The organism is Humitalea sp. 24SJ18S-53, assembly GCF_050632385.1.
Lineage (GTDB): Bacteria > Pseudomonadota > Alphaproteobacteria > Acetobacterales > Acetobacteraceae > Humitalea.
The window spans coordinates 3,022,430-3,044,786 of the sequence record NZ_CP192599.1 but is presented as its reverse complement, the minus strand read 5'-3'; the positions used below and the strand labels follow the sequence as shown (position 1 = coordinate 3,044,786).

Sequence of the window (22,357 nt, the reverse complement as noted above, 5' to 3'; positions counted from 1 at the left end):
CCCCCCACCCGTCAATGCGGTTGACCGCGCGCAAACGGCGGCGGAAGACGGAAACTGCAAGCAGAGGAACCAACATGGCGGAACCGGTGGTCGTGTGGGGTGCAGGCGCGATCGGCGGCATCATCGGTGCCTATCTGCGCCGTGCCGGCATGTCGGTGGTCTTCGTCGATGTCGTGCCCGAGCACGTGGCGGCCATCCGCGCCGGCCGGCTTGCGATCGAAGGCCCGGTCGATGCCTTCACCGTTGGCGGCGACGCCTTCCTGCCCGAGGAGATGACCGGCCGGCACCGCCTGATCATCCTGGCGGTCAAGGCGCACCATACCGAGGCCGCGACGCGCGCGCTGGCGCCCCACCTGGCCGAAGACGGCGCCGTCGTCTCCTGCCAGAACGGGCTGAACGAGCTGGTCATCGCCGATATCGTCGGGCGGCCGCGCACCATCGGCGCCTTCGTCAATTTCTACGCGGATTACCTCGCACCCGGGCGGCTGCACTACGCCAAGCGCGGCGCGGTGGTGGTGGGCGAATTGGACGGCGCCGTGACGCCGCGGATCGAAGCGTTGCATGCGACGATGCGCATCTTCGAACCCGATGCCGTGCTGTCCCAGAACATCTTTGGCTTCCTCTGGGGCAAGGCGGGCTATGGCGCGATCCTGAAGGCCTCCGCGCTGACCGACGACACCATCGCCGCATTCATCGGCAGCCCGGCGCGCCGCCGCATGATCGTGGCCCTGGTGCGCGAGATCCTGGAAGTCGCGCGGGCCGAGGGCGTGACGCCCCTGGGCTTCGACAATTTCGACCCCGGCGCCTTCCTGCGCGACGACTTCGTCGCGATGACGCATTGCCTGTCGGCGCTGGAGGCGATGAACCGCGCCGCCGCCAAGCCGCGCAGCGGCATCTGGCGCGACCTGTCCGTTCGCAAGCGCCCGACCGATGTCGCGGCGCAACTGGCGCCCGTCCGCGCCGCCGCTCGCCGGCATGGGCTGGCGACGCCGCTGGCCGACCGGCTGGTCGCGCTGATCACCGATATCGAAACCGGCCGCCGCGCGATCGGCCAGGACCTGGCCGACGAACTTTGCGGAGTCGCAGCATGACCGATGCCCCACATCCCGACGGCAACCCCTGGGAATGGCCCGAACCCGTCTGGCGCCGGATCACCGGCCGCGCCCGCGCCGGGCGCAGCCTGAAGCCGACGCATTGGCCGGATGGCGCGCGCTGCGCCGTGGCGCTGTCCTTCGACGCCGACCACGACACCATCCCGCTGCGCGATTCCGATGAAAGCCCGATGCGCATCAGCCAGGGCCAATACGGCAACCGCCAGGGCGTGCCGCGCATCCGCGCGCTGCTGGCGCGCGAAAGCGTCAAGGCGTCCTTCTTCTACCCGGCCGTATCGGCGCTGCTCTACCCGGATGAGGCGCGTGGCGTCGCCGATGACGGGCACGAGATCGGCATCCACTCCTGGATCCACGAACGCAACACCGCGCTGCCCTATGTCGTCGAGCGTGACCTGGCCTTCCGCGCCGCCGACACGCTGCTGCGCGTCACCGGCCAGCGGCCGGTCGGGATGCGGACGGCGAGCTGGGATTTCTCGCTGCGCACGCTCGACATCATCCGGGAGATGGGGCTGCTCTACGACAGCAGCCTGATGGCCGATGACGATCCCTATGAACTGATGGCCGATGGGCAGGCCACCGGCATCGTCGAACTGCCGCCCGAATGGATCCGCGACGATGCGGTGTATTTCAACATGGCCCGCTTTGGCGGGTTGCGGCCCTATACCCCGCCCTCCGCGGTCGCGGAGATCTTCATCGGCGAATTGGACGGTGCCTGGGCCGAACGCGGGTTGTTCCTGCTGACCATGCACCCGCACCACATCGGCCACCGCAGCCGCATGCCGGTGCTGGAACGGGTGATCGCCCATGCCAAGGCACTGGGCGGCTGCTGGTTCGCGACGCATGCCGAGGTCGCGGCCTGGTGCAAGGCCCACGCCGCGCCGTAGGAAACACCTCGTTCAGGCGTGAACGCCTTGCTCCAGCAGGGCGACCTGGCGGCGCATCGCGTCTAGGCGCCCCGGCGGTGGATCGACGGCGGGGCAGGGTGGCGGCGCCGCGCCCCGGCCCAGCGCCGCCAGCGCCGCCGGGATCCAGGCGCGCCACGCCGGATCATCGGCGGCCTCGCCGCTCCCCATCGCTAGCCCCGCCAGGCGGCGCAGCGCCGCATCGGCGACGATGGCGGCATCGGCACCTTCCGCCCGGTGCCAGGCGGGTTCCTGGAGCCGGCGGGCGATCGAGGCCTCCAGGTTGTTGCTGGCCAGGCCCGCCGCCCTGCGCGCCGCGCGCTGCGTGGCATCGGCGGCACCACCCAGTGCGGCGGCGAGGTAGTCGGCATGGGCGGCGATCGCCGCGCGCAGGGCGGCCCCCGTTCGCGCATTCTCCCAACTCGGCCACAGCAGCAGGCTGGCGGCCACGGCAAGACCGCCGCCGGCCAGGGTATAGGCCGCCCGCATCGCCGCGATGTCCCACATCGTCGCGTCATGCAGCCGCGCTTCGGTCAGGATCAGCAGGCAGGGGGTCAGGCAGGCGATGAACAGCCCGTAGCTGACCCCGCGCAAGGTGAAGGCGATGCCGCAGATCAGCAGGTAGGCGACCGCATGCGCCGGCGTCCCGACCACCAGCAGCGCCAGGCCGGCCGCGACGGCGGCCCCTGCCAAGGTGCCCAGGATACGCTCCAGCGCCCGCTGCCAGGTGACGGCGACAAAGGGCTGCATGGTCAGCACCAGCGCCAGGGTCAGCCATTGCTGGAAGGGATGCGGCCAGAGCAGCGACCACAGCAGCGCCCCCCCGGCCAGGACGGCGCAGCGCGCGGCGTGGCGCAGGATCACCGACTCCGTGGTCAGGTTGTCCCGCAGCGGGCCGAACACCGCCTCCGGCCAGGGCGGCGCCGGCGCATCGGCGGCCAGCGGCGCGATGTCCGTGGTGGCCAGTCCCGCCGCGATCCGCGCCAGCAGGGGATCGGCCAGATCCCCGGGCGGGGCGGTGCCCGCGGTGGCCGGATCGGGGTGGGCGGCGATCCAGCCGAGCAGGGGTGCGGCCTCCGCCCGCGGTGGATCGGGGGCCTCGAAGCGGGTGGCCAGCATGATCAGCGCGGCGAAGACATCCTCCGCCCGGTTGAGCGCCAGAAGCGCCGGTTGTGCCAGGCGCAGCGCCGGCGCGCGGGGGCGCAGCGCGTCCAGGATCAGCGCCCGGGCGGCCTCGATCGCGTCGCGCAGGCAGGAGCGGCTTTCGCGGGTCGCGGCCTCCCACGCCGTGCCGGGCGCGCCTTCGGCCAGCAGCGCCTGCTCCACGCGGGCAAGCTCGGCGACGCGCTGCCAGACCCGGGCCTGCGCCGCGCGGATGGGGCCGGCCGGGTCGATCCGCCAGAACAGCAGGGTCATCGCCGTCGCCCAAAGGCTGCCGGTGACAAAGGCCAGCGCCGCCGCGCCGTGCAGCCCGGGGGGCGTCACATGGCCGACCGCGAGCACGATCGCCAGGGTCAGCATATTGCCGACGCCGGTCGCGGCCGCCCCCCAGACGCGGGCCAAGCCGCCGCCAAAGATGCACAATACGGCAAGGCCCGTCGCCCACGAGGGATCGGTCTGGCTGAGCGCCCCGAAGCCGGCGAAAGCGACCGCGCCCAGGACCGCAAAAGCCAGCCCCGCCCAAAGTCGCGGCCGTATCGGCCCGGCGCTGTCGCCCAGGCAGGTCAGCAGCGCCGCCAGTGCCGCGACATGCAGCATGGGCACATCCACCCAGATGTCGGCCGCGACGACGACACCGACGGCGAGCGAGGCGCGGAGACCCTCCATCGCGCTGATCGCGTGGCGATCGGCGCGGGCTGGTAGCCAGGCGGCGCGACGCACGCCCGCGCCCGAAGGGGCGAGGCCCTCGGCCACGTCATTCGCCAGCACGGGAATCATGCCCTTCCGCGTATCGCCCATTTTGATCATGCACGGATTGGACATGATCGCGCCGGCGATGGCCAGTTGCCCTGCTGTTTTGCGCCCCGCGCCTAGACCACCGCGGTCATCCCGCCATCCACATAGACCATCGTCCCATTGACGAAATCCGATGCCGGCGCCGACAGGAACACCGCGGCCCCCACCAATTCCTCCACCCGCCCCCAGCGGCCGGCCGGGGTGCGCTGGCACAGCCAGGCGGTGAAGACCGGGTCATCCACCAGCGCCTTGGTCAGCTCGGTCGCGAAATACCCCGGCGCCAACCCGTTCACCTGCACGCCATGCCTGGCCCATTCGGCGCAGAGCGTGCGCGTCAGCATCCGCGCCGCACCCTTGCTGGCCGAATAGGCGGCGGTGCCCGGTCGGCCGAGATCGCTCTGCACCGAGCAGATGTTCACGATCTTCCCGCGCCCGCGCTGGACCATGCGCTTGCCGACCGCCTGGGCCATGAAGAACAACCCGTCGAGGTTCACCGCCATCACCTCCCGCCACGCGGATTCCGGCAATTCGGTCGCGGGGAAGCGGCGGGTGATCCCGGCATTGTTGATCAGGATGTCGATCGGCCCGAGGCGCGCCTCCAGGTCCGCGACGGCGGCCTCGGCCCCCGCCTGGTCGGTCACGTCGAAGGCGGCGGTCTGCACGGCGGTGTCGCCGAACGACGCCGCGGCCCCCGCCAGTTTGCCAGCATCCCGCCCGTTCAGCACGACGGAGGCACCAGCCTCCGCCAGCCCCCGCGCCAGGGCCAGCCCAATCCCCTGGCTGGAGCCGGTGACCAGGGCGCGACGGCCGGTCAGGTCAAAGAGGGCCTGTTTCATTTTTTTGCTTTCCCCTGTCATCCTTGGCCAAACTTACGCGCTTCGGGGGGAATGAACATGACGGACAAGCCAGCAGTCCTGGTGATCGGGCATCTGCCGCAACGCGACCTGGATGCGATGGCCCGGCGGTTCACCGTGCTGGAATATTTCTCCGCCGCCGACAAACCGGCGTTCCTGGCGAAACATGGCGCGTCGGTGCGGTTCGTCTCGACGCGGGGCGAGACCGGGATCAACGCCGAACAACTGGCCGCCCTGCCGAATCTCGAGATCGTCGCCTGCTATGCCGTCGGCACCGACATGGTGGATTTGGCCGCCTGCCGCGCCCGCAAGATCCCGGTGACCAATACCGCCGGCGTGCTGACCGATGAGGTCGCGGACATGGCCCTGGCACTGCTGCTGTCGGCCTTCCGGCAGATCCCGGCCGGCGATGCCTGGGTCCGCGGCGGCGACTGGGCGGCCAAGGGATCGATGGCCTTGCAGCGGCGCATGTATGGCAAGCGCCTGGGCATCGTTGGCCTCGGCGCCATCGGCCGGGCGGTGGCGAAGCGGGCGGAGGGATTTGCCATGCCCATCGCCTATTCCGGCCGCAGCAAGCAGGACATCCCCTACGCCTATTACCCGGACCCCTTGGCCATGGCGCCGCATGTGGATGCGCTGGTGGTCTGCGCGGCCGGTGGCCCGGCGACGCGCAACCTGGTCTCGGCGGCCGTCATCGCCGCCCTGCCGAAGGGCGCGATCCTGGTCAATGTCGCCCGTGGCACGGTGGTCGAGGAAGCGGCCGTGATCGCCGCCCTGCGCAGCGGCCAGTTGGGCGCGGCCGGGCTGGATGTGTTCCTGAACGAACCCGCCATCGACCCGGTGTTCGCCGGTTTCCCCAATGTGGTGCTGCAACCGCATGCGGCCTCGGCGACCTATGAGACACGCGGCGCCATGGGCGATTTGATGCTGGCGAATATGGAAGCCTGGCTGGACGGCCGCCCCTTGCTGACGCCCGTCGCATGACCCGCGCGCTGTTCATCCACGCAGCCCACGACCTGCGTGTCGAAGCCGACAACCCCGGCCCGCCCGGCCCCGGCCAGGTGCTGGTCCGCATCGGTGCGGCCGGCATCTGCGGATCGGACCTGCATTACTTCCACGCCGGCGGCTTTGGCGCGATGCGGCTGCGGCAACCGATGGTCCTGGGGCATGAGGTCGCGGGCACGGTCGCCGAGATCGGTGCGGGCGTCACGGGCGTCGCCATCGGCGACAAGGTCGCGGTGAACCCGTCGCTGCCCTGCGGCATGTGCAAATTCTGCCTCGGCGGGGCGCCGAACCATTGCCTGGACATGCGCTTCTTCGGCAGCGCGATGCGGATGCCGCATGTCCATGGCGCCTTCCGCGAGGCACTGGTCTGCGAGGCCGCGCGTTGCGTCGTGCTGCCGCCCGGCATGCACCTGACCCTGGCGGCCTTCGCCGAACCGCTCGCCGTCTGCCTGCATGCGGCCGCCCAGGCCGGGCCGTTGTTGGGCCGGCGCGTGCTGGTGACCGGGGCGGGGCCCATCGGCGTGCTGACGGCAGCCGTCGCGCGCCTGGGCGGGGCGGCGGAGGTGGTGGTGACCGACCTCATGGCCGCACCCCTCGTGTTCGCCACCCGCATGGGGGCGACCCGCACCATCGCGCTGCACGACGAACCCGATGCCCTGGCCGGCTACCATGCCGACAAGGGCCATTTCGACGTGGTCTTCGAAGCCAGTGGCAGCGGCAGCGCCCTCGCCGGCGCGATCGAGGCCGCGCGCCCCGGCGCCACCATCGTGCAGATGGGCCTCGGCGACGACATAACCCTGCCACTGTCGCGCCTGGTCGCCAAGGAGATCACCCTGCGCGGCACCTTCCGCTTCCACGCGGAATTCGCCGCCGCGGTCGATGTGCTGGCGCGCGGCGCGATCAATCCGATGCCGATGGTGACCGCGGTGTTCCGGCTGGACCAGGCGGAAGAAGCCTTTGCCCTGGCCTCGGACCGGGCGAAGGCGATGAAGGTGCAACTGGCGTTTTAGCCAGGCAGTTTCAGCAGCGCCCTGGCATTCCCGCTGGCGACCTTGGCGCGCACATCCTCCGGGATCGCCGCGTTTTCGATGAAGCGCGCGGCGATGCCGGACTCCTCATACGGGTAGTCGATCGAGAACATCACCCGCGTCTCGCCCAGCGCCGCCAGCGCCGCCTTCAACGGCACGTCGTCGCATTGCCCCGATGTGGTGACCGAGATGTTGGACCGGATATACTCCGACGGTTTTTTCCGCACCCGCCGGTTCGTCTCGGTGAACGTATAGCGGCTGTCCAGGCGCCACAGCATGAAGGGCAGCGCCTCACCCATATGCCCCAGGATGACCTGCGCGCGGGGGAAGCGGTCGAAGACGCCGGTCACGATCAGGCGCAACGCATGGGTCGAGGTTTCGGTCGTCCATTCCCAGGTCGGCTTGTGCAGTTCGGGCACGCCCTCCAGCACATGCGGCATGCGGAAACTGTCGTCGGGGTGCAGGTAGAGCGGCACGTCCAGCCCCTGCAAAGCCTCCCAGAACACGTCATTGCGCGGATCGTCGAGATACACGCCGAGCGTATGATGGTTGATCATCGCGCCCTGGAACTTGAGGTCGCGCACGCAGCGTTCCAATTCGCGCGCCGCCGTCGCCGGGTCCTGCATCGCCAGATGCGCGAAGCCGCCATAGCGGTCGGGGCGCTTCTGGATTTCGCGCGCCAGGGCGTCATTGGCCTCGGCCGCCAGGCGCGTCGCGGTCGCGGTATCGGGTTCGGCCTGCACCCCGGGGCCGGAGATCGACAACACCGCCCGTTCGACGCCCGCGCCATCCATCGCCGCCAGGCGTTCCTCACCAAAATCCGACATGCGGCGGATCAGCGTGGCGCGCGCCTCTGCCGGTACGGGCGGCATGGCCTTGTTGAGGTAGCCGAGGAAGGAGGGGATGATGATGTGTTCTTCCAGCGCGATCTTGCCGGGCAGCGGGGCGGCGATGGCGCCGGCAGCGGCCAGGGTGGGCAGGGCCAGAAGCGCGCGGCGGTCGATCGGCATTGTTGGGGACTCCTGGCCTGCGCCGGACCATGCCAGCATGGTGCTTTGAGGGGCAGGGGCCATGACCGATACGCGACCGCTCGCCATCGCCGCCGAGGACGCACCGCCGCGGCAAAAGCCGTCGAACTATCCCGAACCTTTTTTCAGCCGCATGGGCGGGCGCCAGAAGCGCGCACTGGGCGATATCTTCGGCTTGAAGAATTTTGGCGTGAACCTCACGCGGCTTTTGCCTGGCGGCGAGTCAGCCCTGCTGCACCGGCACAGCCGGCAGGATGAGTTCATCTACATCCTGGCAGGCACGCCGACCCTGGTGACCGATGCTGGCGAGCTCCTGCTCGGCCCCGGCCACTGCGCGGGGTTTCCGGCCCAGGGTGTCGCGCACCAGTTGGTGAACCGCAGCGACGCCGATGTGGTCTATCTCGAAATCGGCGACCGCACGCCCGGCGACGCCGGGAGTTATCCCGACGACGACCTGGTGGCGGTGATGGGTGCGGACGGCGCCTGGCACTTCACGCACAAGGACGGCACGCCCTATCAGTAGGTCGCGCGCCCGCCGGAGATGTCGAACACCGCCCCGGTCGAAAACCCGCATTCGCTGCCCGCAAGCCAGCGCACCATGGCCGCGATCTCGGTCACTTCGACAAACCGCCCCATCGGAATCTTGCCGAGCATGTAGGCGATGTGCTCCGGCGTCATCTGGTCGAAGATCGCGGTCTTCGCCGCGGCCGGCGTCACGCAATTCACCAGCACCCCCGTCTGCGCCAATTCCTTGCCCAGGGATTTCGTCAGCCCGATCACCCCCGCCTTGGCGGCGGAATAGGCGGCGGCATTGGGGTTGCCCTCCTTGCCGGCGACCGAGGCGATGTTGACGATCCGCCCCCAGCCACGCGCCGTCATGCCCGGCACCACGGCGCGGCAGCACAGGAAAACGCCGGTCAGGTCGACCTCCAGCACCCGGCGCCATTCGGCGACGGGATAGGTCGCGACCGGCACGTTCGGCCCGGTGATGCCGGCATTGGCGACCAGGATATCGACGGGACCAAGGGCGGTCTCGGTGGCGGCCAGGGCGGCGGCGACCGCGGTCTCATCGGTCACATCGCAGGCGACGGCGTGGCCGCCGAGACGATTGGCGACTTTTTGGGCCTCGGCAGGGTCGGCCTCCCACAACGACACCCGCGCGCCATCGGCGGTCAGCCGTTCCGCGACCGCGAGGCCGATGCCGCGCGCGCCGCCCGTGACCACCGCCACCTTGCCATTGAGGCTCATTGTTCCTGTTCTCCCTATCCGCGGTTGCGCCCGCCGCCATCCAGGTCGACCACCGTGCCGCTGATGTAGCCGGCGCGTTGGCTGGTCAGGAATACCGCGAGGTCACTGACCTCGGACGGGTCGATGGCGCGGCCGAGCGGCAGGTCGGCCAGCGTGTCCTCCCACCGGTTCTCGTCGCCGAATTTCGCCGCGGCCTTGGTGCGGGCCAGGCGCTGGATGCGGTCGGTCTTGGTCGCGGCCGGGTTCAGCCCCAGCACGCGCACGCCGGAATCCACGCTGCGGCCGCCCACGGCCTCGGTGAAGGCGATCAGCGACGCATTGCCGGTGGCGCCACAGATGTAGTCGGCGCGCGGCGAACGCCCGGCCATGCCGATGATGTTCAGGATCACCCCGGCGCGCCGCGCCTCCATCTTTGGCAGATACAGCATCGTCAGGTGGATGTAGCCCATCACCTTCAGCGCCCAGGCCTCGGACCAGCGCTCGAACGACAGGTCCTGCACGCGGCCGCCCGGGATGGCGCCGGCATTGTTCACCAGGATGTCGATGCCGGGATGCGCCGCGGCCAGTTTTTCGCGCGCGCCCGCATCGCCAAGATCGGCCGCATGCGTCGCGACGGCGACCTGCGCTGTTCCGCGCACGGCATCGGCGGCGGCGGCCAATGCCGTCGCATCACGCGACACCAGCACAAGGTTGCAGCCGGCGGCGGCGAAACCATGCGCACAGGCCAGGCCGATGCCCTTGCTGCCGCCGGTGATCAGCACGGTCTGGCCGGCAAGGCCCAGGTCAAAGCTCAAATCACCAACTCCACGACAAAGGGACCCGGCTGCGCGAAGGATTGCGACATCAGCGCGGCACATTCTTCCAGGCTATGCGCTTTCGCGGCCTCCACGCCCATGCCGCCGGCCAGCTTCACCCAATCCAGATCGGGGTTGCCGATGTCGAGCATATCCATCGCCGTGCGGCCCGGATTGGCGCCGACCGATTGGTATTCGCCCAGCAGGATCTGGTATTTGCGATTGGCCAGGATGACCGTGGTGACGGGCAGTTTCTCCCGCGCCTGGGTCCAGAGCGATTGCAGCGTGTACATCGCCGAACCATCCGCCTGCAGGTTCAGCACGCGCCGGCCGCCGCCGCCGATCGCCGCCCCGGTCGCCAACGGCATGCCGCAACCGATCGCCCCACCCGTGATCTGCAACCAGTCATGCGCGGGCGCGGTATGGGTTTCCTTGAAGAAGCCACGCCCGAAACTGACGGATTCATCGGCGATGATGCAGTCGTCGGGCATGGTCGCGGCGACGCAGCGGGCCAGGCCCTCGGGCGTCGGCAGGCCACGGGCGGCCTCCGGGCGCGGGCCGGGGTCGGGGATGGCCGCCTGGGGGGCGCCCAACTCGTCGGCCAGCGCGGTCAGCGCGGCGATCGGGTCGTGCTCATACCGTGTCAGCACATGCACCCCGGCACCCGGCGGGTAATGCAGGCTGGGCTTGCCGGGATAGGCGAAGAAGCCGACCGGCGCCTTGGCATTGACCAGAATGATCTGCTGCACATCGGCCAGGGCCGCGATGGCGAGGTCGGCCGGATAGGGCACCCGTTCCAACTGCGGCCGGCCGCGGCCGCGTTCGACGCGGGCGTTGCTCATCTCCCCCAGCATGCGCGCGCCGGTGGCGGCGGCGATGCGGTGGGCCAGCGCCTGGGCATCCGCCCGCAGCGCCCGGCCGCCGAGCAGGATCAGCACGTTGCTTTTCGTCCGCAGCACCTGCGCCGCGTTGCGGATCGCATGCGGGTCGGCCTGCGGCGCCACCGGGTCGGGCAGCCGTGCCGCCGGCACCCCGCCCTCGTTCCAGGCGGTGTCGGCCGGCAGGATCAGCGTCGCGATCTGGCCCGGATGGGTGCGGGCGGCCTGGGCGGCGATGGCGGCCTCGGCCCCCACCTGGGCCGCGTCGGTCGCGGTGCGGACCCAGCCGGACACGCCGCGGGCAAACCCTTCGGTATCGGCGGTCAATTGCGCATCCAGCGGCCGATGATAGGTCGCCATGTCGCCGACGATGTTCACGATGCCGCTGCGCGCGCGGCGGGCGTTGTGCAGGTTGGCCAGGCCATTCGCCAGACCGGGCCCGCAATGCAGCAGCGTGCAAGCCGGGTTGCCCGTCATGCGCCAGTAGCCATCGGCCATGCCGGTGACGACGTTTTCCTGCATCCCGAGCACGCAACGCATCCCGGGAATCCGGTCCAGGGCGGCGACGAAATGCATCTCGCTGGTGCCGGGGTTGCTGAAGCAGGTGGTGATCCCGCTGGCCAGCAAGGAATGCACCAGGCTCTCGGCACCGTTCACCGCGTCTCTCCCCTTTTCATTAGGGGCGCAGGGTGCGCGGGCGGTGGCGGGCCGGCAAGCCCCCGGGGCGGCATCTGACTGCTTCCCAAACGCATGAAAATATCGCAATGCGTTTGTCCATATTACAGGTCTGGCTGCTGGCAAGGACATGAGATGGGGCGTTTATCTCTCGCATTCTTCGCATCTGGCTTCGCGGCCCTGCTGTGCCAGATCGTGTGGCAACGCATGTTGGGCATCTTCGCCGGGTCCGACACCGTGTCGGCGGCGCTGGTGGTCGGGGCCTTCCTGGCGGGCTTGGGCATCGGCTCGCTGGTGGGCGCACGCTGGGCCGACCGGCTGGCGCCGCACCGGGCGCTGATCGGCTTCGCGATCGCCGAGGCCGGGGTCGCGGGCTTTGCCCTGGTCTCGAAAGTCTTCCTCTACGACACGCTGGCGATCGGCCTGGCCGGCACGGTGGATGCGCCGATGGCGATCTTTGCCCTCTGCTTCCTGGGGCTGCTGCTGCCGACCGTGCTGATGGGGGCGTCCCTGCCGCTGCTGTCGCGGGCGATCGCGGTGTCGCTCGATACGCTCGCGGCGCGCATCGGGGCGCTCTACGGCTGGAACACGCTTGGCGCCGGGGTGGGCGCCCTGGCGGGCGGCTGGCTGCTGGTCGGCAACCTGGGGTTCGAGGGCGCCTTGTGGCTGGCCGCCGCGCTGAACCTTTTTGCGGCTGCCCTGGCCTTGACCCTGCTGCCCGGCCTGCGCCGCGCGGTGCCGCCCGCCACGGTTTCGGCCGAGGCATCGGCGGGCTACGGCGGGCTGCCGATGTGGTGCCTGCTGGTCTTCCTGTCGGGCTATGTGATCGTGGCGCTGGAGATCGTCTGGGTCCGTATCCTGGGCCAGGTTGGCCAGTTCCACGCCTATCTGTTCCCGACCGTGCTGGGCATCTTCCTGCTGGCCGATGGCGCGGGCATGGCGGTCGCGGCGCGGATGGTGCGCCGCCTGTCCGACCCAAGGCCGGCCTTCTTCATCACGCAATCGGCGGGCTTCGTGCTGGCGACCGCGCTGCTGGCCCTGGTCTGGCTGGCGGCGCCGCATTGGCCGCTGTCGGAGTGGCTGACGGTGGACCAGAACCGCCTGCGCGGCGGCAACCTGGTCGCGACCGTGCTGTTGACCTTGCTGGTCGTCGGCCCGCCGTCCTTCCTGATCGGCATGACCTTTCCGCTGGTGCAGCGGGCCGTGCAGCGGGACCTGGCCTCGGTCGGGTCGCGGGTCGGCTGGGTGCAGTTGGCGAATATCGCCGGCAATGCCGCGGGGTCGATCGGCACCGGCCTGGTCTCGCTGCACGTCCTGGGCACGGCGGGCACGCTGGTGCTGCTGGCGGCACTGTCGTTTCTGCTGGTCCTGGGATGGCTCTGGACGTCGCGGCGCCATCTGCGGGCCCGCTGGCCAGAGATGGCTTTGGCCGCCGCCTGCGCCGTGGCGGTGATGGCCTGGCCGTCCAACGACGGATGGTGGCGGCGGATGCATCTGGAACGGCCGGGCCAGACGGTGGCCTGGGCCGAGGATCGCTCCGGCATCGCCTTTTTCCGCGACGATGCGCCGGGCGATGTCGCGCGGGGCGCCGCCGCCGCCGGCCTTCCGCATGGGCCCTTCTTCATCCAGGGCTTTGCCCAGGGGCGCACGCCCTTCCTGCCGCTGCACCAATTCCTGGGCGCGGTCGGGCCGCTGGTGCACCCCGACGCGCGGACCGCCTTGGCCATCGGCGTGGGATCGGGCGGCACGCCCTGGGCCGCCTCCATCCTGCCACGGACGCAGTTGCGGGCGATCGAATTGGTCGGCCCCGTGCTGGACACGCTGGAAGAAACCGCGCGAAAAAATCCGGGCGGCCCGCTGGCGCGGCTCTTCGCCGATCCGCGCATCTCGATCGAATACGGCGACGGCCGCCGTGCCCTGGCGCGCGCGACCGAAAAATTCGACCTGATCCAGGCCGATGCGGTGCTGCCGGAGGCGTCGCATTCGGGCCTGCTCTACAGCCAGGAATTCCTGGAACTCGTGCGTTCGCGCCTGGCGCCGGGCGGGCTGTATGTGCAGTGGGCGCCATCCGCGCGCGTGACGGAAACCTTCGCGGCAGTCTTCCCGCATGCGATTCTGTTGCTGCCGGCTTCGGTCTTGATCGGATCGGACTCGCCGATTCCCTTCGATGCCGCGCGCCTGGCCGACCGATTCCAGGAAGCGGCGGTGATGGCGCATCTGCGCGCGGGGAACCCGGATTTCGGCGATTACGCGGCGATGTTCGCCGACCCGCCGGTGGTCTGGGGGCCGGCGACGCCGCGCGCGGAAGCAAGCCTGACGGACATGTTCCCGCGCGACGAATTCTACCTCAACAACGGCGTTCGCGCGGCGATCGCGTTTACACGGCCGCCGCACTGAACAAGCGGTCAGCCGCCCGCGAGTGCGAGGTCGATCTGGCGCATCGCCTCGGCGCGGTCACGGCTCATCAGCGCCGCACGGGCCGCCGAGATCTGCCCCAGCCGCGCGTCGCGCATCGGCACCCCCGCTTCGGTCGCCAACGTGCTGCGGCTGAGCATCCGCGTCGCCGCGCGTTCCAGCAATTCATTCGCGACGCCCAGGTTGCCGCGGCGCAGGGCGTCCTGCGACTGCTTCAGGAATTCCATGGTGCCGGCGTTGACGTCGGCGACGGTATCGGCCGCGGCGCCTGCGCGGTTCTGCTGCGGCACAGCGGGGATGGCGGGATCCGGGCCGGCGCGCTGCATCTCGGTGATGGCGGCATCGCCGCCTGGGGGCGTGCGTGTCTGGGATTGGGACGGCGCGGCAAGGCTGATCGTGGCCAGCGCGGTGCAAAGCACGACTGCGATACGCATGGGGAACCTCCTACACGAAGTTTACGGGACGTTTAACGCCGGGGGCGCGCCTTGGGTTGCCGCGCGCACGGCGGCCGCCGCCGCGGCATTCGGCCACCTGACCGCGCCCGACATGACCCCGGCCGAATGCGAGCGTTGGCACACGCTGCGCGATGCGCCGCGCGCCGCGGCGGCCTGAACGAACTCCGCATCGCAGCACCCATCCGTGATGCCGGGGGGCATCACGTCGGAGTGATCGGCGAACACTTCGCGCGGCGCGGACGCCCCCCCGATCTTGCCGCGCGGCGCGCCGGACCGCATCTCTCACCGCATGACCGCGCCACTACTTGTCCAGCCCGATCCCTCCGACCCGCGGCTGACCCGAAGGGTCACCGGGCTCGACCACACCGGCCAGGCCGTCGAAACCTCGGTGACGGTCGAGGCGCCGCTCACGCTCTACCTGAACGGGCAGGAGATCGTGACGATGATGACGATCGGCGACCGCCCGGCGGATCTGGCGATCGGCTATTTGCTCAACCAGGGCATGCTCGCGCCAGGCGATACGGTCACCGCCGTGGACTATGACGAGGACCTTGCCGTCGTCGTCGTCCGCACCGCCCAGAAAACCGATTTCGAACAGAAGCTGCGCAAGCGCACCCAGACCAGCGGCTGCGCCCAGGGCACCGCGTTCGGCGACCTGATGGAAGGCTTCGCCGATGTGCGCCTCGCACCCGATGCGGTGCTGCGCACGTCCTGGCTCTATGGCATGCTGCGCGCGATCAACACGCTGCCCACGCTGTATCTGGAAGCGGGCGCGATCCACGGCTGCGCGCTGTGCCGGCAGGATGCCCCGCTCGTCTACATGGAGGACGTCGGCCGCCACAACGCCGTGGACAAGATCGCCGGCTGGATGTTCACGACGAAAACCTCGCCCGAGGACAAGATCTTCTACACCACCGGGCGCCTGACGTCGGAGATGGTGATCAAGGCGGTGCGCATGCGCATCCCCATCCTGATCAGCCGATCCGGCTTCACCGCCTGGGCGGTCGATCTGGCGCGGGAGGCGAACCTGACCCTGGTCGGGCGCTGCAAGGGCAAGCGCTTCGTCGCCCTGGCCGGGGAATCGCGCATCGTCTTCGACACCGATCCCGACGCGGTCCCGCCCGAGGATGCGCGCCACTGGCGCCGCAACAGCCGGGATGCGGAGGCCGCGTCCTGATGCCGCGCAACGTGCTTGGCGTGGTGCTCGCGGGCGGGCTCGCGCGGCGCATGGGGGGTGGGGACAAGCCGCTGCGCGACCTCGGCGGGCGGCCGTTGCTCGCGCATGTGCTGGACCGCCTGGCGCCGCAGGTCGCGCTGACCGTGCTGAACGCCAATGGCGACCCCGCGCGGTTTGCCGCCTTTGGCCTGCCGGTGGTGCCGGATGGCCTGCCGGATCATCCGGGACCGCTGGCCGGTATTCTCGCTGCACTGGACTGGGCGGCGACGGAGCGGCCCGACCTGCCGCTGGTACTGTCGGCGCCCGGCGACACGCCCTTCCTGCCGGCCGACCTGCTGTCGCGGCTGCTGGCGGCGCGCGCGGCCGCCCGCACGCCGCTGGCCTGCGCCGAATCGGGCGGCCATACCCACCCGCCGATCGGGGTGTGGGACGTGGCGCTGCGCCACGACCTGCGTGCCGCCATCCTGGCCGGGGAACGCAAGATCGACCGCTGGACCGCACGCCACGGTTGCGCCACAGCGATCTGGCCGACCGAGCCCTACGACCCCTTCTTCAATGCCAATACGCCAGAGGAACTGATCGAGGCCGAGCGGCTCTTGCATCGCGCGCCGCCTGCGCCCTAATGCTGGGCCATCGAGGACCAAAGCCATGAAGATGATCCTGGGCGGCATTGTCGCCGCCGCCCTTATCGCTTTCCTCGCCTCCCGCGTGCTGGACGACCGCTTCCAGGTCACGTCAGAGGCCGCCTTCACGACCTCCGGCGCCCGCATCTAGCAGGCCCAGGGCGCCGGCTTCCCATCCGGCGCCTATCTGGCCATACGTGACGTATGGCGATCGTCGAAACGCTCTTGGCGCTGCTGGCGGCCTGCGTCCTGATGGCGCTGGTGGCCCGGCGCCTTGGCCTGCCCTATGCGGTCGTGCTGGTGCTGGGCGGTTCGGCCCTGGCCTTCGTGCCGGGGCTGCCGCAGGTCGCGCTGGATCCGCAGATCGCCCTGGCGTTTTTCCTGCCGCCGCTGCTGATGGTTTCGGCCTATCGCACCGATTGGCGGGCGTTTCGCAAGGAACTGCGGCCGATCCTGTTCCTGGCCGTGGGGGCGGTCTTCTTCACCGCCGCCTGCATCGCCATCGTGGCGAAACTCCTGGTGCCGGACCTGCCCTGGGCGGCGGCCATCGCGCTCGGCGCCATCGTGGCGCCGCCCGATGCCGTGGCGGCGGCGGCGGTGCTGCAGCGGCTGCGCCTGCCGCGCCGCATGGTGATCATCCTGGAAGGCGAAAGCCTGGTGAACGACGCGGCGTCGCTGGTGCTGTACCGGCTGGCGGTCGCGGGGGTCGCGGCCGGTGGGTTCGAATGGCAGCAGGGGATCGGCCAGTTCAGCCTGTCGTCGGCGGGCGGTGTCGCGATCGGCTACGTGCTCGCGCGCGCCTGCATCTGGGCGACGATGCGGCTGAACGACACGCTGCTGGAAACGACACTGACATTCCTGGTCTGCTTCGCTTCCTTCCTGACCGCGGAATCGGTGCATGTGTCGGGCGTCATCGCCGTGGTCACGACCGGCATCATGCTTGGCCAGGCGCAGCATTCCACCCTGACCGCGCGCACCCGGATGGAAGCGCGGGCCGTCTGGGTCTTCGTCGATTTCGTGCTGACCAGCCTGGTCTTCATCCTGGTCGGGCTGCAACTGCAGGAAATCCTGGAGGCCTTGTCGGTCCACGATGCCGGGCGGATCGCGACCGTCGCCTTGGTGCTGTCGGTGGTGCTGATCGCATCGCGCTTCCTGTGGTTGTTTCCCGCGACCTGGGTGGCGCTGCTGATCCCCTACGTCCGCCGCCACCATGCGGCGCCGCCCTGGCAGAACACCGTCGTCATCGGCTGGGCCGGCATGCGCGGCGTGGTGTCGCTGGCCGCCGCCCTGGCCCTGCCGCTGGAATTTCCCCACCGGCCGCTGATCGTCTTCCTCGCCTTCTGCGCCATCTTCGCGACCCTGATCCTGCAGGGCACCACGCTGGAATGGCTGATCCGCAAGCTCGGCGTCGAACTGCCGCCACGCCGCGGGATGGAGCCGGAGGAGGCGGTCCTGCGCCGCCTGGTCAGCCAGGCGGCGGCGACCGAATTGCAGTCGCGCCTGGACAGCCCGCTCGACGGTGCCATCGCCGCCGACCTGCTGCCGGAGTTCCGCGAGAAGGCCCGGGTCTTCCATGACGCGGCAGAGGGGGCCAGCCGCGCCGAATTGACCGCGCGGCTGCAATTGCGCCTGTCCGCCTTGCGCGCTGGCCGCGAAGCCCTGCTGGTCTACCATCGCGAAACGGCCTTGTCGGATGAACACCTCATGGTGGTCAGCCAGGACCTGGATTTCGAGGAACTGCGCCTGAAGCAACTGCTGCACGGGAATGGCCATGGCTGACACCCAACTGACCGGCGCCTTGGCCGAGGCCCGGCGCGCGCTGCTGGACCTGTCCACGCGCAACCGCCTGCTGGCGATGCCCGCCGCATCGCCCGGTGTGCTGCATCTGGCGGCGGAGGATGCGGGCTTCGTGCTGGGCCGCCTGGCCGACGGCAAGCCCTTCGGCTTCGAGGCCGACATGCCCGCCGGCGAGGATTCCGACTGGAAGACCGACGCCAAGCTGCGCCTGGCGCTGACCGAGGCAATGGCCACCAAGCGGCTGCGCGCGCTGGCGCTGGACGCCAGGACCCTGCGCGAGGAGACGGGGGTCGCGGCCCTCTACCTGGCGGTCGGCGCGCTGTCCTGGCGCGACGCCACGACCCCGGAAAAGCCGCGCCGCGCGCCGCTGGCCCTGCTGCCGGTGCTGCTGGAACGGGAGGGCGCGCGCCAGTCCTTCCGCCTGCGCCTGGCGCCGGGGGCCGAGGCCGCCGACAATCCCTGCCTGCGGGAGATGCTGGTCACCCGCTTCGGCATCCAGGTGCCGGCTTTCCCCGACCCCTATGCGCATGATGCCTGGGCCGCGGCACTGGCGCCGCTGATCGCGGGCCGGAAGGACTGGTCGCTGGAACCCGGGGCGCTCAGCCTGGGCCTGTTCTCCTTCGCCCGCTTCCTGATGTGGCGCGACCTCGACCCGGCCGCCAATCCGGCGCTGGCGGCGCATCCCTTGATCGCATCGCTGGTCGGCGCGGCCCCCCTGGCCGCGGCACGGCCGCTGCCGGATGCGGCGGATGTGGATGCCGAAATCCCGGTGGAATGGCTGGACCAGGTGCTCGACCTGGATTCCAGCCAGGCGCTGGCGGCCGAAAGCGTGCGGCGCGGCGGCGCCGCCTATCGCGCCGCGCGCGGGCTGCCGGCCGAAGCGGCGCCGGGCCATCTGGTCATCCAGGGCCCGCCCGGCACGGGCAAGAGCCAGGTGATCGTGAACATCCTGGCCAATGCCATCCTGGACGGGCGTTCGGTGCTGTTCCTGGCGGAAAAGCGCGCGGCGCTGGAGGTCGTGCAGCGCCGCCTGTCGGCGATCGGCCTCGGCGCCGCCTGCCTGGACCTGCATGATGAGGCCGCGTCCCGGCGCGGGTTCCTGGATGGCTTGCGCGATGCCTTCGCCATGCCGGTGCCGCCCGCGCCCGACAAGGCGGGGTCGGTGCGGCGGCTCGGCGCGCTGCGCGGCCGGCTGAACCAGCATGCGGCCGCGATGCGGGCCGGGGCAGGGGCCTCGGGCATTCCGCTGCACGAGGTCGCGGGGCGCCTGGTCGCGCTGCGCGCCCGTGGCCTGACCGCGGCCCCCTTTGCGCTGGAGGGCGCCGAGGACTGGGACCCGGCGCGGATCGAGGCCGCCCAATCCGCCACCCGCACCCTGGCCGCGATGGCATCGGATGGCGCCGCCCACGGCCCCTGGCGCGGGGTCATGGCCAGCATCGGCCCCGGCCAGTCCGACCGGCTGCTGGCCGCCCTGCCGGGCTGGATCCGCGCGCTATCGGCCAAGGGGCTCGGCCGCCCGTCCGACATCGCCCCGCCCCCGCCGCCGCCCATGCCCGCCGTCCAGGCCCCACCCCGCCTGCGCTTCGACCCCGAGGCGATGACCTATCCCGCCTGGGACACCCCCGCCGATCTGCGCGCCCTGGCCGAAGCCGCCGCCGTGCTGGCGGAGGCCGAGGCCGACCCGCGCATCCGCCCCGGCGCGCTAATGGTGCCGGGCCTGGCGGAAGCGCGGCGCACCCTCTCCGAACCCGCCGGCATGCTGGATTTCCTGTCCAGCACCCGTCGCGCCGCGCAGGCGGTCGCGGACAAGGTCGCGACCGATCCCGCCAATCCGATCCCGGCGCTGGAAGTCGCCCTGGCCGGGCAATGGGCGCGGGACCGGTTGCGGGCTGGCGACCGGCTGGGGCGCAAAGCCTTTGGCAGCCTCTGGGGCGGCAACCACCGCGATTTGCTGGCGCTGGTCGAGGCGGTGGAGCGCAGCGGCGTCGCCGCCCTGCAACCCGCGCCGCCACCCCCGCCGCCGCCGCCCCCCGAACCGGCCAACCCGGCCGCCGCCGCCTGGGCCGGGCTGCTGGAGATGACCGGCCTCGACCCCCAGGCCGCCTTCGGCACCGCCGACCCGCCGCTGGCCGATGTCGCCAGCCGCCTGGCCGACTGGGCCGCGGCCCCCGAAGGCCTGGCCGCATGGCAGGCCTGGCGCGGCGCGTTGACCGAGGCCGGCCCGGCCCTGGCCCCGCTGGCCGCCGCCCTGGCCGATGGCAGCCTTGCCCCCGAAGCCGCTCCCGATGCCTTTGCCTTTGCCCTGCATGATGCGTTGCTGGCCGCGGCCTTGCGGGCCCGGCCCGCCCTTGCCGCCTTCGACGGCGCCGCGATGGATCGCCTGGTCGCCGAATTCGGCGAAGCCGCCGAGGAACGCCTGGCCATCGCCCGTGCCGATACCGCCCGCGCCCATGCGAAAGCCGTGGCGGCGGCACGCGATCGCCCGGGCTACGCCGTGCTGCGCGGCGAATGGGAGAAGAAGCGCGGCCACCTGCCGGTGCGCGAAATCCTGCGTCGCGCGGTCGATGCCATCGCGCTGGCCAAGCCGATCGTCATGGCCAGCCCCCTGTCGGTCGCGCAATACCTGCCCCAGGGTGCCGGCTTCGACCTGCTGGTGATGGACGAAGCCTCCCAGGTCGAACCCGTCGATGCCCTGGGCGCGATCAGCCGCGTGACCCAGATCGTCGTCGTCGGCGACGACAAGCAGATGCCGCCGACCCGCTTCTTCCAGCGCATGACCGACGATGCCGAGGATGTGGCACCGGAAGACGCACCCGATGCCCCGGCGGCGCGGGAGGTCGAGAGCATCCTCGGCCTATGCAACGCCCGTGGCGCGCCCTCGGCACTGCTGCGCTGGCATTACCGCAGCCGCCACGAAAGCCTGATCGCGGTCAGCAACGCGGAATTCTATGGCGGGCGGCTGAACGTCCTGCCATCGCCGCGCCCGCGCGACGCGGGGTTCGGCCTGTCGCTGGTGCGTGTCGATGGCGCCTTCGCCACGGGGCTGGGGACCAATGCGACCGAAGCCGCCGCCGTCGCCGATGCCGTGCTGGACCACGCGCGGCAAAAGCCGGGGGATACGCTGGGGGTCGCGGCCTTCTCGATCCGCCAGCGCGACGCGATCCTGGATGCGCTGGAGGAAAAGCGCCGCGCCGACCCCTCCACCGAGGCGTTTTTCGCGGCCCATCCGGCCGAGCCCTTCTTCGTCAAGAACCTGGAGAACGTACAGGGCGACGAGCGCGACACGATCCTGATCTCCGTCGGCTACGGGCGCGGCGCGGATGGCAAGCTCGCCATGCGCTTCGGCCCCGTGGGGCAGGAAGGCGGGCAGCGCCGGCTGAACGTGCTGATCACCCGCGCCAAGAAGCGCCTGACGGTGTTTTCCTCCATCACGGCCGAGGACATCGACCTGTCGCGCACCGATGGCGTGGGGGGGGAAGCCGCCTTGCGCGCCTTCCTGGCCTATGCGGCCGGTGGCCCGGCGCCGGGGCAGCATGCGACCACGACCGGCGACGCCGGCCCGCTGGCCGCGACCATCGCCGGCGCGCTGACGGCGGCGGGGCTGGATGCCGGGACGCGGATCGGCCTGGCCGGCTTGTTCCTGGACGCCGGCGCCCGGCGCGACGGCACCTGGGTCCTGGGTGTCGAGGCCGATGGCGCCGACCGCCTGGCGGTATTCTCCGCGCGGGACCGGGAACGCGGCCGTGCGCAGGCCCTGTCGATGATGGGCTGGACGATGCTGCGAAGCTGGCACCTGGCCTGGCTGCAACGGCCGGAGGCCGAGCGCACCCGCCTGCTGGCCGCGGCCGGCGCCGCCCCACCCGAGGCCGAGGCCGCCCCCGCCGCGACCACGGGCCTGGCCCCCGCCTATGCCGAGGCAAGCCTGGAATTCCCGGCCGATCCCCTGCCCAGCATCCCCTTCGCCACCCTGGCCGGGTTCTTGGTGCAGGTCGTGACCGCCGAGGCCCCCATCCACACCGATGCCATCGCCGAACGCGTCCGGCTGCTGCGCGGCGGCGCGGCCCTGTCGGTGGAAGACCGCGCCGCCCTGGCGCAGGCGCTGCGCCTGGGCAAATCCCTCCATGGCCTGACCGAGGCCGGCGGCTTCTGGACCGCCGAGGGCGGCACCGTCACCGCCCGCGACCGCGCCCAGGCATCCCCCCACCTGCGCCGCGCCGCCATGGTGGCCCCGGCCGAGATCGAAGCGGCCGCCGCCGTGGTGCTGCAAGCCGCGCCGGTCTTGACCGAGGCGGAACTCGCGGCCGGGATCCATCGCCTGCTGGGGCTGGAGGCGGCGGCCGGCCCGGCCATTGCCGCGCGCGTGGCGGGGCTGGTCGGTGCGGGCAAGGTCAGCGTCGCGGGCTGACCGCG

The 22,357-nt window shown here is 71.1% G+C and carries 18 protein-coding genes; 11 read left to right on the top strand and 7 right to left on the bottom strand.

Translation table 11 applies throughout. The annotated features are described in order from the left end of the window. The first annotated feature begins 74 nt into the window (after positions 1 to 74). Positions 75 to 1,091 (top strand): ketopantoate reductase family protein, encoded by a 1,017-nt coding sequence (locus tag ACQW02_RS14455; protein WP_431280614.1) that lies wholly within the window; start codon positions 75 to 77, stop codon positions 1,089 to 1,091. Further along, positions 1,088 to 1,996, top strand: a complete 909-nt coding sequence (locus ACQW02_RS14450) for a polysaccharide deacetylase family protein (protein WP_431280613.1) — start codon at positions 1,088 to 1,090, stop codon at positions 1,994 to 1,996. The genes ACQW02_RS14455 and ACQW02_RS14450 overlap by 4 nt, the downstream gene beginning before the upstream one ends. 12 nt (positions 1,997 to 2,008) lie before the next feature. On the opposite strand, the gene ACQW02_RS14445 is transcribed toward ACQW02_RS14450, so the two are convergent. Together ACQW02_RS14445 and ACQW02_RS14440 are read right to left on the bottom strand one after the other, a co-directional pair. Continuing rightward, complete coding sequence (locus ACQW02_RS14445; protein ID WP_431280612.1) at positions 2,009 to 3,973, bottom strand: FUSC family protein; 1,965 nt, start codon at positions 3,971 to 3,973, stop codon at positions 2,009 to 2,011. A 71-nt stretch (positions 3,974 to 4,044) separates the two neighbouring features. Further along, positions 4,045 to 4,806, bottom strand: coding sequence for an SDR family NAD(P)-dependent oxidoreductase (locus ACQW02_RS14440; protein WP_431280611.1), 762 nt, complete (start codon positions 4,804 to 4,806; stop codon positions 4,045 to 4,047). Between the two features lie 57 nt (positions 4,807 to 4,863). Between ACQW02_RS14440 and ACQW02_RS14435 the strand changes: the two genes are divergently transcribed. Both ACQW02_RS14435 and ACQW02_RS14430 read left to right on the top strand, forming a co-directional pair. Then, complete coding sequence (locus ACQW02_RS14435) at positions 4,864 to 5,808, top strand: 2-hydroxyacid dehydrogenase (protein ID WP_431280610.1); 945 nt, start codon at positions 4,864 to 4,866, stop codon at positions 5,806 to 5,808. Further along, a complete protein-coding gene (locus tag ACQW02_RS14430; protein ID WP_431280609.1) occupies positions 5,805 to 6,839 on the top strand; it encodes an L-idonate 5-dehydrogenase in 1,035 nt (344 codons plus the stop codon). Before ACQW02_RS14435 ends, ACQW02_RS14430 begins: the two co-directional genes overlap by 4 nt. On the opposite strand, the gene ACQW02_RS14425 is transcribed toward ACQW02_RS14430, so the two are convergent. Continuing rightward, positions 6,836 to 7,867: an amidohydrolase family protein gene (locus ACQW02_RS14425; RefSeq protein ID WP_431280608.1), complete on the bottom strand. Its 1,032-nt coding sequence runs from the start codon at positions 7,865 to 7,867 to the stop codon at positions 6,836 to 6,838. The two genes, ACQW02_RS14430 and ACQW02_RS14425, sit on opposite strands and share 4 nt — an antisense overlap. A gap of 61 nt (positions 7,868 to 7,928) precedes the next feature. On the opposite strand from ACQW02_RS14425, the gene ACQW02_RS14420 reads away from it, so the two are divergent. Continuing rightward, positions 7,929 to 8,408, top strand: coding sequence for a cupin domain-containing protein (locus tag ACQW02_RS14420; protein ID WP_431280607.1), 480 nt, complete (start codon positions 7,929 to 7,931; stop codon positions 8,406 to 8,408). Here ACQW02_RS14420 and ACQW02_RS14415 read toward each other — a convergent pair. Genes ACQW02_RS14415 through ACQW02_RS14405 form a run of 3 tightly spaced genes read right to left on the bottom strand, consistent with a single transcriptional unit; the run spans position 8,402 to position 11,462 of the window. After that, positions 8,402 to 9,133 (bottom strand): SDR family oxidoreductase, encoded by a 732-nt coding sequence (locus tag ACQW02_RS14415; RefSeq protein WP_431280606.1) that lies wholly within the window; start codon positions 9,131 to 9,133, stop codon positions 8,402 to 8,404. The two genes, ACQW02_RS14420 and ACQW02_RS14415, sit on opposite strands and share 7 nt — an antisense overlap. A 14-nt stretch (positions 9,134 to 9,147) precedes the next feature. Continuing rightward, entirely contained in the window at positions 9,148 to 9,927 is a 780-nt protein-coding gene (locus tag ACQW02_RS14410; protein WP_431280605.1) for a short-chain dehydrogenase/reductase, read from the bottom strand. Then, positions 9,924 to 11,462: an acetolactate synthase large subunit gene (locus ACQW02_RS14405; protein ID WP_431280604.1), complete on the bottom strand. Its 1,539-nt coding sequence runs from the start codon at positions 11,460 to 11,462 to the stop codon at positions 9,924 to 9,926. The genes ACQW02_RS14410 and ACQW02_RS14405 overlap by 4 nt, the downstream gene beginning before the upstream one ends. 153 nt (positions 11,463 to 11,615) lie before the next feature. Between ACQW02_RS14405 and ACQW02_RS14400 the strand changes: the two genes are divergently transcribed. Continuing rightward, complete coding sequence (locus ACQW02_RS14400) at positions 11,616 to 13,877, top strand: fused MFS/spermidine synthase (RefSeq protein WP_431280603.1); 2,262 nt, start codon at positions 11,616 to 11,618, stop codon at positions 13,875 to 13,877. Positions 13,878 to 13,885: 8 nt separating this feature from the next. On the opposite strand, the gene ACQW02_RS14395 is transcribed toward ACQW02_RS14400, so the two are convergent. Beyond that, positions 13,886 to 14,329, bottom strand: coding sequence for a hypothetical protein (locus ACQW02_RS14395; protein WP_431280602.1), 444 nt, complete (start codon positions 14,327 to 14,329; stop codon positions 13,886 to 13,888). A 310-nt stretch (positions 14,330 to 14,639) separates the two neighbouring features. Between ACQW02_RS14395 and fdhD the strand changes: the two genes are divergently transcribed. Genes fdhD through ACQW02_RS14370 form a run of 5 tightly spaced genes read left to right on the top strand, consistent with a single transcriptional unit; the run spans position 14,640 to position 22,352 of the window. Beyond that, positions 14,640 to 15,527 carry a formate dehydrogenase accessory sulfurtransferase FdhD gene (gene fdhD / locus ACQW02_RS14390; RefSeq protein WP_431280601.1) on the top strand — a complete coding sequence of 296 codons (888 nt, stop codon included), beginning with the start codon at positions 14,640 to 14,642 and terminating at the stop codon, positions 15,525 to 15,527. Continuing rightward, positions 15,527 to 16,150: a molybdenum cofactor guanylyltransferase MobA gene (gene mobA / locus ACQW02_RS14385; RefSeq protein WP_431280600.1), complete on the top strand. Its 624-nt coding sequence runs from the start codon at positions 15,527 to 15,529 to the stop codon at positions 16,148 to 16,150. Before fdhD ends, mobA begins: the two co-directional genes overlap by 1 nt. A gap of 25 nt (positions 16,151 to 16,175) precedes the next feature. After that, positions 16,176 to 16,301: a hypothetical protein gene (locus ACQW02_RS14380; protein ID WP_431280599.1), complete on the top strand. Its 126-nt coding sequence runs from the start codon at positions 16,176 to 16,178 to the stop codon at positions 16,299 to 16,301. 53 nt (positions 16,302 to 16,354) lie between these two features. After that, positions 16,355 to 17,929, top strand: coding sequence for a Na+/H+ antiporter (locus tag ACQW02_RS14375; protein WP_431280598.1), 1,575 nt, complete (start codon positions 16,355 to 16,357; stop codon positions 17,927 to 17,929). Then, complete coding sequence (locus tag ACQW02_RS14370) at positions 17,922 to 22,352, top strand: DUF4011 domain-containing protein (protein ID WP_431280597.1); 4,431 nt, start codon at positions 17,922 to 17,924, stop codon at positions 22,350 to 22,352. Before ACQW02_RS14375 ends, ACQW02_RS14370 begins: the two co-directional genes overlap by 8 nt. Positions 22,353 to 22,357: the final 5 nt, after the last annotated feature.